10 protein-coding genes are annotated in these 13821 nt (G+C 70.9%); 4 read left to right on the top strand and 6 right to left on the bottom strand.

Features of this window, described 5'->3' with window-relative positions:
* Nucleotides 1–5 precede the first annotated feature (5 nt).
* From AB0447_RS32145 to AB0447_RS32125, 5 genes are all read right to left on the bottom strand, one after another.
* Nucleotides 6–998 (bottom strand): zinc metalloprotease, encoded by a 993-nt coding sequence (locus AB0447_RS32145; RefSeq protein WP_366480401.1) that lies wholly within the window; start codon nucleotides 996–998, stop codon nucleotides 6–8.
* 192 nt (nucleotides 999–1190) lie between these two features.
* Nucleotides 1191–2855: an alkaline phosphatase D family protein gene (locus tag AB0447_RS32140; RefSeq protein ID WP_366480400.1), complete on the bottom strand. Its 1665-nt coding sequence runs from the start codon at nucleotides 2853–2855 to the stop codon at nucleotides 1191–1193.
* Nucleotides 2856–3018: 163 nt separating this feature from the next.
* Nucleotides 3019–3813 (bottom strand): DsbA family protein, encoded by a 795-nt coding sequence (locus AB0447_RS32135; protein WP_366480399.1) that lies wholly within the window; start codon nucleotides 3811–3813, stop codon nucleotides 3019–3021.
* Nucleotides 3814–3866: 53 nt separating this feature from the next.
* Entirely contained in the window at nucleotides 3867–4562 is a 696-nt protein-coding gene (locus AB0447_RS32130) for a hypothetical protein (RefSeq protein ID WP_366480398.1), read from the bottom strand.
* A 38-nt stretch (nucleotides 4563–4600) separates the two neighbouring features.
* Nucleotides 4601–5950, bottom strand: coding sequence for a DUF2252 domain-containing protein (locus AB0447_RS32125; protein ID WP_366480397.1), 1350 nt, complete (start codon nucleotides 5948–5950; stop codon nucleotides 4601–4603).
* 183 nt (nucleotides 5951–6133) lie between these two features.
* Here AB0447_RS32125 and dnaE point away from each other — a divergent pair, with 183 nt between their 5' ends.
* Entirely contained in the window at nucleotides 6134–9673 is a 3540-nt protein-coding gene (gene dnaE, locus AB0447_RS32120; protein WP_366480395.1) for a DNA polymerase III subunit alpha, read from the top strand.
* Between the two features lie 146 nt (nucleotides 9674–9819).
* Here the strand turns inward: dnaE and AB0447_RS32115 are convergent, their stop codons facing one another.
* Entirely contained in the window at nucleotides 9820–9984 is a 165-nt protein-coding gene (locus AB0447_RS32115) for a hypothetical protein (RefSeq protein WP_366480394.1), read from the bottom strand.
* A 219-nt stretch (nucleotides 9985–10203) separates the two neighbouring features.
* On the opposite strand from AB0447_RS32115, the gene AB0447_RS32110 reads away from it, so the two are divergent.
* From AB0447_RS32110 to AB0447_RS32100, 3 genes are all read left to right on the top strand, one after another.
* Nucleotides 10204–11538, top strand: a complete 1335-nt coding sequence (locus tag AB0447_RS32110; RefSeq protein ID WP_366480393.1) for an NYN domain-containing protein — start codon at nucleotides 10204–10206, stop codon at nucleotides 11536–11538.
* A gap of 85 nt (nucleotides 11539–11623) precedes the next feature.
* Nucleotides 11624–12589, top strand: a complete 966-nt coding sequence (locus AB0447_RS32105; RefSeq protein ID WP_366480414.1) for an ABC transporter ATP-binding protein — start codon at nucleotides 11624–11626, stop codon at nucleotides 12587–12589.
* Nucleotides 12586–13413, top strand: a complete 828-nt coding sequence (locus tag AB0447_RS32100; RefSeq protein WP_366480392.1) for an ABC transporter permease — start codon at nucleotides 12586–12588, stop codon at nucleotides 13411–13413. Before AB0447_RS32105 ends, AB0447_RS32100 begins: the two co-directional genes overlap by 4 nt.
* The last annotated feature ends 408 nt before the right edge of the window (nucleotides 13414–13821 follow it).

Genomic DNA, 13821 nt, shown 5'->3' with positions numbered 1-13821 from the left:
TTCGCTCAGCCTGCGCGGTACGCGGTCCAGTGGCTCTTCATGCGGGCCACCTGGCCGGCGGTGAACTGGTACATGCACGCGTCGTACGTGTAGTCCATGAAGTTGTGGATCGGGTCCGCGCCGGTCTTGCTGGCGCAGGAGTCGCGGCCGGTCGGGCACTCGTACGCGGCGCTCTTCTCGGCCGGGGTGTCGGCGACGGAGTCGCCGTTCCCGTTACAGCCGCCCTGGAAGGTGTGGTACAGGCCCATCCAGTGGCCGACCTCGTGGGTGCCGGTGTCGCCCTCGTTGTAGTTGGCCGCGGAGCCGCCCGGCAGCGAGGAGTCGAGCAGCACCACGCCGTCCATGCTCGGCTGCGAGGTGTAGGAGCTCGGGAAGGTGGCCCAGCCGAGCAGCCCGCCGGAGAGGTTGGCGGTGTAGATGTTCAGCGCGCCCGCGCCGCCCTTGCGGAGGGTGCTCTTCATGGTCTTCTCGGCGGTGGAGCCGGAAGCCAGGTTGTACCAGGAGGCGTTGTCCGTGTAGTCGGTCGAGGCCAGGGAGAACTGGTAGCCGCTGTTCACGTTGCCGGTGCCCTGCCCGCCGAAGGCGGAGTTGAGCACGGCCAGCTGGTTGTTGACGTCGGTCGCGGTCAGCTTGCCGGCGGTGCCGGAGTGGATGACGTGGAAGTAGACCGGAATGGTGGTGAGGGCCTCGGCGGCGCGCAGGCTGCGCGGCTGCTGCTGCTTCAGGGCCTTGTCCAGCTTGACCTTGAGGTCCGCGTCCATGGCCTTGGCCTGGGCCTCGGTGACCTCGTTGGGCTCCGCAACGTGGTGGTCCTTGGGGCGGGCCACCCGGGCGTTGGCCGGAGCGTCGGCCTCCTCGACGCAGACCTCGGCGGGGGTCTTGGCTGCGGCGATCGTGGTCGGGCCGGAGAGGGGGGACAGCGCCAGGGCGCCGGCCAGAGCGGTCGCACCGATCAGGCGGCGGCGGAGAAGGGGGGATATGCGGGCAACAGCGCGCACGTGTGCTCCTCGCGGAAATAAGTGGGGGTGGCGGAGAATGATCTCCTCAACTGGCGCGAAGCTTACGTGGGCATGTCATCAAGCCGTCAAGACGTCTGCCGTAAAAGATTTGTTGCCGAAAATGCACAGCGGCGCCCGGACTGTGTCCGAACGCCGCTGTGGCCGCAAGATTGACGGTGCGTCAGTAAATGATCACCGCACCGGCTGGTTCACCCGCTCCACCTTCTGGGTACCGTTCAGCGTCCGGTACGACCGGGACCAGGCCGAGGTGGCGTCCTGCTTCGCCTTGTTCGACACCACGTAGTAGTCCATCTGCGACCGCTCCGCCGTCACGTCGAGCACGCCGTAGCCGTGCGCGTCCATGTCCAGCCACTTCACGTGCCAGTTGGCGCCCTTGATGGCCGTCTCCGCGACCAGCGAGGCCGTGTCGGCCGGCACGTGCAGGATGTCGTCCAGGTTGTCGGAGCTCACCGAGGTCACCACGAACTCCGTCGCCGCCGTGCCCGACTTCGGGTACGTCGCCATGTTGTTCGGGACCTCGTTCGCCCACGCCATGTGGATGTCGCCGGTCAGGAACACCGTGTTCTTGATGTTCTGCGAGGTCAGGTGGCCCAGCAGCTCCTTGCGGTCGTCCGTGTAGCCGTCCCACTGGTCCACATTGGCGGCTATGCCGCCCTGCGGCAGGCCGAGCAGCTTCGCCAGCGGCGCCATCAGGTGCGCGGGCAGCGAGCCGAAGGCCACGGGCGAGATCATCACCGAGGTGCCGACCAGCTTCCAGGTCGCCTGCGAGCCCGCCAGACCCGACTTGAGCCAGTCCAGCTGGGCGCGGCCGGTGATGGTGCGCTCCGGGTCGTCCACCGAGCCGCTGCCGGTCTTGACCTGCTGCGAACGGAACGAGCGCAGGTCCAGCAGGTGCAGGTCGGCCAGGGTGCCGAACTGCAGGCGGCGGTAGACGGTGCCGGCGATGGAGGTGCGGACCGGCATCCACTCGAAGTAGGCCTGCTTGGCGGCGGCCGCGCGGGCCGCCCAGTCGCCCTCGGTGCCCGGGGTGTGGTTGTCGGCGCCGCCGGACCAGGTGTCGTCGGCGAACTCGTGGTCGTCCCAGATCGCGACGACCGCGTGGGCCGCGTGCAGCGCCTGGAGGTCGGCGTCCGTCTTGTAGTGGCCGTGCCGGGACCGGTAATCGGCGAGCGTGGTGATCTCGTGCTTGGGCTCGTGCTGCCGCACCACGTACTTGGCCTCCGGGTAACCCCCGGTCTGGTACTCGTAGATGTAGTCGCCCAGGTGCAGGATCGCGTCCAGGTCGCTACGGGCGGCCAGGTGGCGGTAGGCCGAGAAGTAGCCCGACTCCCAGTTGGCGCAGGACACCACGCCGAAGCGGACGCCGGAGGTGGTGGTGTCGTGCGCCGGAGTGGTGCGGGTGCGGCCGGTGGGGGAGACCACCGAGCCCGACGTGCCCGCGGTGAAGCGGTAGAAGTACCCCGTCTGCGGCCGCAGTCCCCGTACGTCGGCCTTGACGGTGTGGTCGGTCGCGGCGGAGGCGGTCAGGCTGCCGCTCGCGACGATCCGGGAGAAGGCCTTGTCCTCGGCCACCTCCCAGCCCACCTGGATGTCGGGACCCTTGCCGGAGCCGGGAACGGCCTCGGCGGTGGGGGTGACGCGGGTCCACAGCAGGACCCCGTCGGGGAGCGGGTCGCCGGAGGCGACACCGTGCAGGAACGCCGGGGCGTTCTCGGCCGCGCGGGCCGTCCCGCCGGCGAGCGTCAGCGGGGCGAGGGCGGCGGTGGCCGCCGCGGCCAGGACGACCGTACGGCGGCGCGGCGAAGCCGCGGAAGAAAGGGGGAGTTGACTGGTCACGGATGATCATATTACCGACCGGTATGGCCACCCGAACACCCCTCGAACGGCAACGGGCGGGCGAACTCTCCGAGTCCGCCCGCCCGTTGGCCTGAACGTGTCGTTCGGCCCGTCGTCCAGCCGCCGTTCAGGCCGCTGGCCAGCCTTCGTTCAGCCCGTTCGGTCAGCCCTTGAGCGCCGCGTCGACGGTGGCCGTGAACGCCTCCGGCGTCTGCGGAACCTCGAGCTTCTTGCCGTCCATCCGCAGGGACGGCGTGCTTCCGACGCCGGCCGCGTCGAAGGTCTTCGACATCTCCAGCGCCCACCGGTCGTAGGTGCCGTTCTCCACCGCCGTCTTGAACTCGGCGTTGTTCTTCAGGGCGGCCACCCCGTCCGCCACCTTGATCAGGTAGTCGTCCTTGGCGAACTTGTCGACCGTCTCCTCCGGGTGGTTCGCCTTCGAGTACAGCGCCGCCTTGTACTCCATGAACGCCTCGGGGCTGACGTTGAGCGCCGCGCCCAGCGCGCTCAGCGCGTTCTTCGAGCCCTCGCCGGGGGCGGCCTTGTCGATGAAGGTCGCGCCGACGTACCGGAGCTTGTACTTGCCGGCGTCGACGTCCTGCTTGATCTGGCCGCCGACCGCCTGCTCGAAGGAGGCGCAGGCCGGGCAGCGCGAGTCCTCGTACAGCTCCAGGGTCTTCTTGGCGTCTTTCTTCCCGATGACGACGGTGGTGCCGTTCTCGCCCTCGGAGTTCTTCGGCTTGACCAGCTCCGCCGTGGCGGCCTTCTCCCAGGCGTCCGGCTTGGTCATCTCCATGACCAGGTAGCCGATGCCGCCCGCCAGGGCGAGCACGCCGACGACCGAGCCGGCCACGATGGCCTGCCGGCGGGCCTTGTCCTTCTTCGCCTGCAGCTCGCGCTCCTGGCGCAGCCGTTCGCGGGCAGCCGCCTTGTTGGCCTTGTTGTTGCGTGCGCTCATGGTGGTACTCCGTGGGTGATTCAGATGAGGGGTGGGGTGCTGCCGTACGTCCGTCAGGCGCCGGACGGCGCCGCGACCGGTACGGGAGGACCCCGCCGTCCCACGGAGTGCGCGGGGAACCGGCTACGGGTCCACGCACCCGCCGGGGCCGGCCGGACGGCCCGCCGGGCCGGGCCGGTGACCGCCGCGGAACCGGCGGCGACGGCGAGCAGCAGCGGCCGGAACGCCAGTGCGCCCACCGCCCGCAGGAGCCGGCCCAGCGCCCGCTCGCCCTGCCGCAGCCACAGTGCGGCCAGCAGGCCCACCGAGACGTGGACGGCCAGCAGCAGCCAGGGGGTCCACGGGCCGGGGGCGGCGAGCAGCGCCGCCGGGTCGCCGACGGGCCCGGCCACCTCGGCCAGCGGGCCGCCCAGCGGCGGCCCGCCGCACAGCCCGTCCAGCCCCAGGGCCCGCAGCGGCCCGGCGACCGGGCCGCCCGCCGGCCCGTAGCAGACGTGCTGGCCGACGGTGAAGGCCGTGTCCGCCGCCAGCTCCAGCGGCACCAGCAGCCCGGCAATCGCGCCGAAGCCCCGCTCCCGGCCGGCCAGCGCGTAGGCGATCGCGAAGACCGCCGCGAAGGCGCCGAGGACCAGCGAGGGCGGCAGCGGCACCCGGGACATCAGGACGTGCGAGCCGGCCGAGAGCAGCACGACGAGCGCGCTGAACAGCGCGGCCCGCACGGCCCTCAGTCGTACCCCTGATATGTCCATCGCCGCGAGTTTGCCACGAGTCCCTGTGAAGGACGGTGTCAGGTCCCGGTCAGAGGCCGCGGTCGGGGGGTGAGCCGGCCGTTGCGGAACAGGTCCACGAAGATCTGGTGGTCCGCGCGGGCCCGGGCCCCGTAGGCGTGCGCGAAGTCGACCAGGAGCCCGCCGAACCCCTCCTCGTCCGCCGCGATGGCCGCGTCGATGGCCCGCTCCGTGGAGAACGGCACCAGCGAGTGGCCGCTGCCGTGCTCGTCCGCCGACGCGTGCATGGTCGCCGTCGCCCGCCCCAGGTCCGCGACCACCGCCGCGATCTCCTCCGGGTCGTCGATGTCCGACCAGTCCAGGTCCACCGCGTACGGGGAGACCTCGGCGACCAGCTGCCCGGCCCCGTCCAGCTCCGTCCAGCCCAGCCACGGGTCGGCATGCGCCTGAAGCGCCCGCTGGGAGATCACCGTGCGGTGCCCCTCGTGCCGGAAGTACTCGCGGACCGCCCGGTCCGTGATGTGCCGGGACACCGCCGGGACCTGCGCCTGCTTGAGGTAGATCACGACGTCGTTCTCCAGGGCGTCGCTGTGGCCCTCCAGCAGGATGTTGTACGAGGGCAGGCCGGCCGAGCCGATGCCGATGCCCCGGCGGCCGACCACGTCCTTGACCCGGTAGGAGTCGGGCCGGACCAGGGACTCCTCCGGCAGCGTCTCCAGGTACCCGTCGAAGGCCGCGAGGACCTTGTAGCGGGTCGCCGCGTCCAGCTCGATCGAGCCGCCCCCCGCCGAGAAGCGGCGCTCGTAGTCCCGTATCTCCGTCATCGAGTCGAGCAGCGAGAACCGGGTCCGCGAGCGGGCCGCGCGCAGGGCCTCCAGCAGCGCGCCGTCGGCGGTGTCCAGGGTGAAGGAGGGAACCTCCTCGTGCTTGGCGCCGGTGGCCAGCCGGTGGATCCGCTCCCGGTAGGCGGCCGCGTAGACCCGCACCAGACCGCTTATCTGCTCGTCGCTGAGCGCCTTGGTGTAGCCGATCAGGGCGATGGAGGCGGCGAACCGCTTCAGGTCCCAGGTGAAGGGGCCGACGTACGCCTCGTCGAAGTCGTTGACGTTGAAGATCAGCCGGCCGTTGGCGTCCATGTACGTGCCGAAGTTCTCGGCGTGCAGGTCGCCGTGGATCCACACCCGGCCGGTCCGCTCGTCCAGGTAGGGGCCGCCGTGGCGGTCGCGCTCCAGGTCGGCGTAGAACAGGCAGGCGGTGCCCCGGTAGAAGGCGAAAGCGGAGGCCGCCATCTTCCGGAACTTCACCTGGAAGGCAGCGGGGTCGGCGGCGAGCAGCTCACCGAACGCGGTGTCGAACACGTCGAGGATCTGCTCGGCGCGCTGCTCGTCTGTCGTCTCGGGGACCGCCATGGGTGGTGCCTCCTGGTGCGCGGGTCTTCTGGCTCTTGCAACGCCCGACGCTATCGTTCCGTGCCCGCGATCAGTCACCCGCTCGACGTAGGATTCGAAGCTGTCCCCACGCCCACCCGTCGCCCGACCACCGCCCCTCATCGGGGCGCTTCGCGCCGCTGCATTTCCCGGAGGTCTGCCGTCGTGACCAAGACGCCGTTCACGCACCTGCACGTCCACACCCAGTACTCGCTGCTGGACGGTGCCGCGCGGCTGAAGGACATGTTCAACGCGTGCAACGAGATGGGCATGACCCACATCGCGATGTCCGACCACGGCAACCTGCACGGTGCGTACGACTTCTTCCACTCCGCCCAGAAGGCCGGGGTCACGCCGATCATCGGCATCGAGGCGTACGTCGCGCCCGAGTCCCGGCGGAACAAGCGGAGGATCACCTGGGGCCAGCCGCACCAGAAGCGGGACGACGTCTCCGGCTCCGGCGGTTACACCCACAAGACCATCTGGGCGGCGAACGCCACCGGCCTGCACAACCTCTTCCGGCTGTCCTCCGACGCCTACGCCGAGGGCTGGCTGACCAAGTGGCCCCGGATGGACAAGGAGACCATCAGCCAGTGGTCCGAGGGGCTGATCGCCTCCACCGGCTGCCCCTCCGGCGAGCTGCAGACCCGGCTCCGCCTCGGCCAGTTCGACGAGGCCCTGAAGTCGGCCTCCGAGTACCAGGACATCTTCGGCAAGGACCGCTACTTCCTGGAGCTGATGGACCACGGCATCGAGATCGAGCGCCGGGTCCGCGACGGCCTGCTGGAGATCGGCAAGAAGCTCGGCATCCCGCCGCTGGTGACGAACGACTCGCACTACACCTACGCGAGCGAGGCCGCCGCCCACGACGCCCTGCTCTGCATCCAGACCGGCAAGAACCTCTCCGACCCGGACCGCTTCCGGTTCGACGGCTCCGGCTACTACCTGAAGTCGACCGAGGAGATGTACGCCATCGACTCCTCGGACGCCTGGCAGGAGGGCTGCGCCAACACGAAGCTGGTCGCGGACCAGATCGACACCGAGGGCATGTTCAAGTTCCGGAACCTGATGCCGAAGTTCGACATCCCGGAGGGCTACACCGAGGTCACCTGGTTCCGCGAGGAAACCATGCGGGGCATGCACCGCCGCTTCCCCGGGGGCATCCCCGAGGACCGCATGAAGCAGGTCGAGTACGAGATGGACACCATCATCTCGATGGGCTTCCCCGGCTACTTCCTCGTGGTCGCCGACTTCATCATGTGGGCCAAGAACCAGGGCATCGCGGTAGGCCCCGGCCGAGGCTCCGCGGCCGGCTCGATCGTCGCGTACGCCATGGGCATCACCGACCTCGACCCGATCCCGCACGGCCTGATCTTCGAGCGGTTCCTGAACCCCGAGCGCGTCTCCATGCCCGATGTCGACATCGACTTCGACGAGCGCAGGCGCGTCGAGGTGATCCGGTACGTCACGGAGAAGTACGGCCAGGACAAGGTCGCCATGATCGGCACCTACGGCACCATCAAGGCCAAGAACGCGATCAAGGACTCGGCGCGCGTCCTGGGCTACCCGTACGCGATGGGCGACCGCCTGACCAAGGCCATGCCCGCCGACGTCCTCGGCAAGGGCATCCCGCTCTCCGGCATCCTCGACCCCTCGCACCCCCGCTACGGCGAGGCGGGCGAGATCCGCGGGATGTACGAGAACGAGCCGGACGTGAAGAAGGTCATCGACACCGCCATGGGCGTCGAGGGCCTGGTCCGCCAGATGGGCGTGCACGCGGCCGGCGTGATCATGTCCAGCGAGACGATCACCGACCACGTGCCCGTCTGGGTGCGGCACACCGACGGCGTCACCATCACCCAGTGGGACTACCCGAGCTGCGAGTCGCTCGGCCTGCTGAAGATGGACTTCCTGGGCCTCCGCAACCTCACGATCATGGACGACGCCGTCAAGATGGTGAAGGCCAACAAGGGGATCGACATCGATCTCCTGGCCCTCCCGCTCGACGACCCCAAGACCTTCGAGCTGCTCGGCCGCGGCGACACCCTCGGTGTCTTCCAGTTCGACGGCGGGCCCATGCGCTCCCTGCTGCGCCTGATGAAGCCCGACAACTTCGAAGACATCTCCGCCGTGTCGGCCCTCTACCGGCCGGGCCCGATGGGCATGAACTCGCACACGAACTACGCGCTGCGCAAGAACAAGCAGCAGGAGATCACCCCGATCCACCCGGAGCTGGAGGAGCCGCTGCGGGAGGTCCTGGACGTCACCTACGGCCTGATCGTCTACCAGGAGCAGGTGCAGAAGGCCGCCCAGATCATCGCCGGCTACTCGCTCGGCGAGGCCGACATCCTCCGCCGCGTGATGGGCAAGAAGAAGCCCGAGGAGCTGGCGAAGAACTTCGTCATCTTCGAGGCCGGCGCGAAGAAGAAGGGCTTCAGCGACCAGGCCATCAAGGCCCTCTGGGACGTGCTGGTCCCGTTCGCCGGCTACGCCTTCAACAAGGCGCACTCCGCCGCCTACGGACTGGTCTCGTACTGGACCGCCTACCTCAAGGCGAACTACCCGGCCGAGTACATGGCCGGCCTGCTCACCTCGGTCAAGGACGACAAGGACAAGTCCGCGATCTACCTGAACGAGTGCCGGCGCATGGGCATCAAGGTGCTGCCGCCGAACGTGAACGAGTCGGAGTCGAACTTCGCCGCCCAGGGCGACGACGTGATCCTCTTCGGCCTCACCGCGGTGCGCAACGTCGGCCAGAACGTCGTGGACTCGATCATCAAGACGCGGAAGTCGAAGGGGAAGTACACCTCCTTCCCCGACTTCCTCGACAAGGTCGAGGCCGTGGTCTGCAACAAGCGGACCATCGAGTCGCTGATCAAGGCCGGCGCCTACGACGAGATGGGCCACACCCGCAAGGGCCTGGTCGCCCACCACGAATCGATGATCGACAACGTGGTGGCGGTCAAGCGCAAGGAGGCCGAGGGACAGTTCGACCTGTTCGGCGGCATGGGCGACGAGGAGAGCAGCGAGCCCGGCTTCGGCCTCGACGTCGAGTTCTCCGACGTGGAGTGGGAGAAGTCCTACCTGCTCGCCCAGGAGCGCGAGATGCTCGGCCTGTACGTCTCCGACCACCCGCTCTTCGGCCTGGAGCACGTCCTCTCCGACAAGACGGACGCCGGCATCTCCCAGCTGACCGGCGGAGAGCACTCCGACGGCGCGGTCGTCACCATCGGCGGCATCATCTCCGGCCTGCAGCGCAAGATGACCAAGCAGGGCAACGCCTGGGCCATCGCCACCGTCGAGGACCTGGCCGGCTCCATCGAGTGCATGTTCTTCCCGGCCACCTACCAGCTGGTCTCCACCCAGCTGGTCGAGGACACGGTCGTGTTCGTCAAGGGCCGCCTCGACAAGCGCGAGGACGTCCCCCGGCTGGTCGCCATGGAGATGATGGTCCCCGACCTGTCCTCGGCCGGCACCAACGCCCCGGTCGTCCTCACCATCCCCACCGTCAAGGTCACCCCCCCGATGGTCACGCGGCTCGGTGAGATCCTGCGCCACCACAAGGGCAACACCGAGGTCCGGATCAAGCTCCAGGGGCCGCGCACCACGACCGTGCTCCGGCTCGACCGGCACCGGGTCCAGCCGGACCCGGCCCTCTTCGGCGACCTGAAGGTGCTGCTCGGCCCGTCCTGCCTGGCCGGCTGACGGCCGTACGCACGACGTCCGTACTGCGACATCTTTACTGCGACGTTCGTACTGCGAGGTCCGTACGCCCATACGGACGCGCGCGCATGCGAGGGCGCCCCCGATACGTGACGGGGGCGCCCTTCGCGCACTGCGCAAGCAGGCCTTCAGTTGTGGCCGAACTTCTTCCCCTTGCGCTTGTGCGCCATCTCGATCGGACTCGGAGCCGAGGAAGAGGGCGTGGCAGAGGTTTCCGCCGAGCTCTTCGCGTCCTGGCCCGAGGGGCGGGACTGCTGCTTCGAGGGCTGCTGGCGGTTCTTGTTCTTGGCCATGGTGAAGCCTCCTGAGAAGGGTGTAGGGGCCAGGGCCGCCTTCACACTCACACACCGCCAGAAAACCCGCATTTTGGATCATTACCGTGCGTAGCCGAGGTGCTTTCTCCGGCCGTCCGCGGGATCCGCCACGCCGATGATCGAGTTCCGGACGTCAACACCCTTACGGTCGGGCAGACTCGGGGAAAAGCAGGGCTCTCACGGAAGAGGGTGGAAAGCGTGGACCGCTGCGTCGTCCTGGTGGACGCCGGCTATCTGCTGGGCGCCGCCGCGAGTCTTCTCGCAGGGGAGCCCTCCCGCTCCCGCATCACCGTCGACCACGCCGCCCTCATCCAGGGCCTGCGAGAACGGGCCGAAGCCGACACCGAACAGCCCCTGCTCCGCATCTACTGGTTCGACGGCGCACCCGACCGGGTGCCGCAGCCCGAACACCGGCGGCTGCGCGTGATGCCCCGGGTCACCGTCCGGCTGGGCGCCCTGACCCGCAGCGACGGCCGCTGGGCCCAGAAGGGCGTGGACGCGGCCATGCACGCCGAGCTCACCGAACTGGCCAGAAACCGCGCCTGCTCCGACGTGGTCCTGGTCACCGGCGACGGCGACCTGCTGCCCGGGCTGATGTCCGCGAAGGAGCACGGGGTCGCCGTCCACCTGTGGGCCGTCCAGGCCGCCGACGGGGATTACAACCAGTCCGAGGACCTCGTCGCCGAAGCCGACGAACGCCGGGTCCTCGACCGGTCCTGGATCACCCGGGCCGTCCGCGCCAAGGACCTCACCGGGCTCTGCCCGCCACCGCCCGCCCCCCGCCCCGAGATCGCCGCCATCCTCTCCGCGCCCCTGCCGGAGGCCGCCCTCGCCGAAGCCGCACGCAACGGCTCCGTCCCGGCCGGCCCCGGACTCCCCGGCCGCCCCGAGAGCCCCAGCAGCCCCGGCACCCCGGACCGGAACGACACCGCCACCGTCCCGGAACCCGCCGGAACCGGCGCGGCCACGGCGGCCGGAGCCGGCCGGACCGTCCCCACCCCCAAGGACCTCGCCGGGCTCCGCGCGGCCGCCGCCCCCGCCCCCGCCGGACCGGGAGCCGCCCCGGCGAACGGGCAGCCGCCCGCCGGCAGCGCGCTGCGCTGGTCCTCCGACAAGGGCTGGATCGACCGGGCCGGCCCGCTCGGCGAACCCGCCGAAACCGCCTCACTGCCCACCCTCGCCCAGCTCACCAGCGCCGAACAGCGCTGGGCCGACCGCGAGGAGGACATCACCACCGTCGGCGGCGACCCCTTCGAGGTCGGCCAGGTCTTCGCCCGCCGCTGGATCGAACGCCTCCCCGAGACCGTCCACGTGCAGAAACTCTCCACCCTGTACCCGCGGATCCCGCACCGCATCGACGGCGAGCTGCTCCGCTACGCCGCTCGGTTCGGGCTGCTCGCCCACAAGGACGACCAGATCGACGAGCACGACCGCTACGCCATCCGGGCCGGCTTCTGGCGCGAGATCGACGTACGGGCCGCCGCCGAGCACGTCGCCGCGCCGGTGACCCCGGGGGCCGGGGAGGCGCCGTAACCCCGTAGGCTGCTCCCTCGTGAGTACGGGCACGGCAGGGGCGGAACACGGCACGGCAGGAGCCGCCGGGGCCGACGCTGTCTGCGTGGTCCGCGACCTGGTCAAGACCTACCCGGCCGTCCGCGCCCGGCGCGGCGCCCCGGCGCTGCCCGAGACCCGCGCCACCGACGGCGTCTCGCTGGAGGTCCAGCGCGGCGAGATCTTCGGCCTGCTCGGCCCCAACGGCGCCGGCAAGTCCACCCTCGTGCGCCAGCTGACCGGCCTGCTGCGCCCGGACGCCGGCTCCGTCGACCTGCTCGGCCACGACCTCGTACGCCACCCCGAACGGGCCGCCCGGCTGCTCGCCTACCTGGGGCAGGAGTCCACCGCCCTGGACGAGCTCACCGTCGCCCTCGCCGCCGAGACCACCGGCCGGCTGCGCGGACTGTCCGCGCCGGCCGCCCGCGCGGCCCGGGACGCGGTCCTGGACGAACTCGGCCTGACCGGCATCGCCGGCCGGCCGCTGAAGAAGCTCTCCGGCGGACAGCGCCGGCTGGCCTGCTTCGCCGCCGCACTGGTCGGCGAACGCCCGCTCCTCGTCCTCGACGAGCCGACCACCGGCATGGACCCGGTGGCCCGGCGGGCCGTCTGGGCCGCGGTGGACCGGCGGCGGGCGGAATGCGGCAGCACGGTGGTGCTGGTCACCCACAACGTCATCGAGGCGGAGACCGTCCTGGACCGGGTCGCGGTCGTCGACCAGGGCCGGGTCATCGCCTGCGACACCCCCGCCGGACTGAAGGCGCAGTTCTCCGACGAGGTCCGGCTGGAGCTGGTCTGGCGCGAGCGGGCTCCGCTGGACGTGCCGGACGTCGCGGCGCTGGCGCCGCTGGCCGCGGAGGCCGGGCGCAAGTGGGTGCTGCGGCTGGGCCCGGAGGAGGCGCGGGCCGCCGTCGCCGCGGTCACCGGCGGGCCGGCCTTCGCGGCACTCGACGACTTCACGCTGGCGACGCCCAGCCTGGAGGACGTGTACCTGGCCCTCGGCGGCCGCATGAAGGGCCTGGTGAAGTCATGACCGCGCGTACGAGCGTGCCGCCCGTGCCGGTCGAGCCGGGGGCGGCGTCGGCGGCGCCGGGGCCGGCTCCGCTGGCGCCGCGGGCGAAGCTGCTGCCCGCGCTCGCCGCCGTGTACAGGGCACAGCTCTCCCGGGCCCGGGTGGCCCGGATACCGCTGCTGTTCGTGGCCACCTTCCAGTCCGTCGGGATCATGATCCTGATGCGCGGGGTCGTCGACGGGGGGTCGGGCACGGAGGCGCGGGCCGTGGTCGCCGGCTCGTCCGTCCTGGTCGTCGCCTTCGTCGCCCTCAACCTGCTGGCCCAGTACTTCGGCCAGCTCAGGGCATCCGGCGGCCTCGACCACTACGCCACCCTGCCGGTGCCGCCCGCCTCTGTGGTGCTGGGCGCGGCGGCGGCGTACGCCTCGTTCACGCTGCCGGGCACGCTGGTGACGGCGGTCTTCGGGTGCGTGCTGTTCGACCTCCCGATGGGCGGGCTGTGGATCCTCGCCGCCGTCGTGCCACTGGCCGGCGCGGCCCTGGCCGGCCTGGGCGCGGCGCTGGGACTGCTGGCCCCCCGCCAGGAGCTGGCCACGCTGGCGGGGCAGCTCGGGATGTCGGCGGCGCTGCTGCTGGGGGTGCTGCCGCCGGAACGCATGCCGACGCCGATCGTCTGGGCCCGGGACCTGCTCCCCTCCACCTACGGCGTGGAGGCCTTCGCCCGGACCTTCGCTCCGCACCCCGACTGGGGTGCGGTCGCCGTCGACCTGGGGGTCTGCGCGGCGGTGGCGATCGCTTCCCTGACAGCAGCCACCTGGTCCTACCGCCGAGCCGCCACCCGCTGACCGGCCCCGCCGCCGCTTGAGCCACCCCGGCCCGATGGTGCTTGAGCCACCCCGGCCCGCCGCCGCTTGAGCCACCCCGGCCCCGCCGGTACTTGAGCCCCCTCCAGCCCCGCCGGCGTTTGAGGCGCGGGGGTCCGGGGGCTGGCCCCCGGCAACGGCGCCGCACCCGACGGGCGGCCGCTGCGCGGAGCCTTTCCCCACCCCGGCCCTTCCCGAACTGGGGCTCCGCCCCAGACCCCGCTCCTCAAACGCCGGAGGGGCTGGGAAGTACCGCCCGGCGAAGCTGAATGCAGCCCGCGCGGCGTTTGAGCGCACCCGGCGCGGAGCGCCGGACGGGGGGCTGGGGGCTTGCCCCCAGTTTCGGGAAGGGGCGGGGTGGGGACAGCCCCGCGCAGCGGCCCTAGGCCG

The organism is Streptomyces sp. NPDC051211 (assembly GCF_040689505.1).
GTDB lineage: Bacteria > Actinomycetota > Actinomycetes > Streptomycetales > Streptomycetaceae > Streptomyces.
The sequence above is the reverse complement of the archived record's forward strand: the minus strand, read 5'-3'. Positions and strand labels throughout refer to the sequence as shown.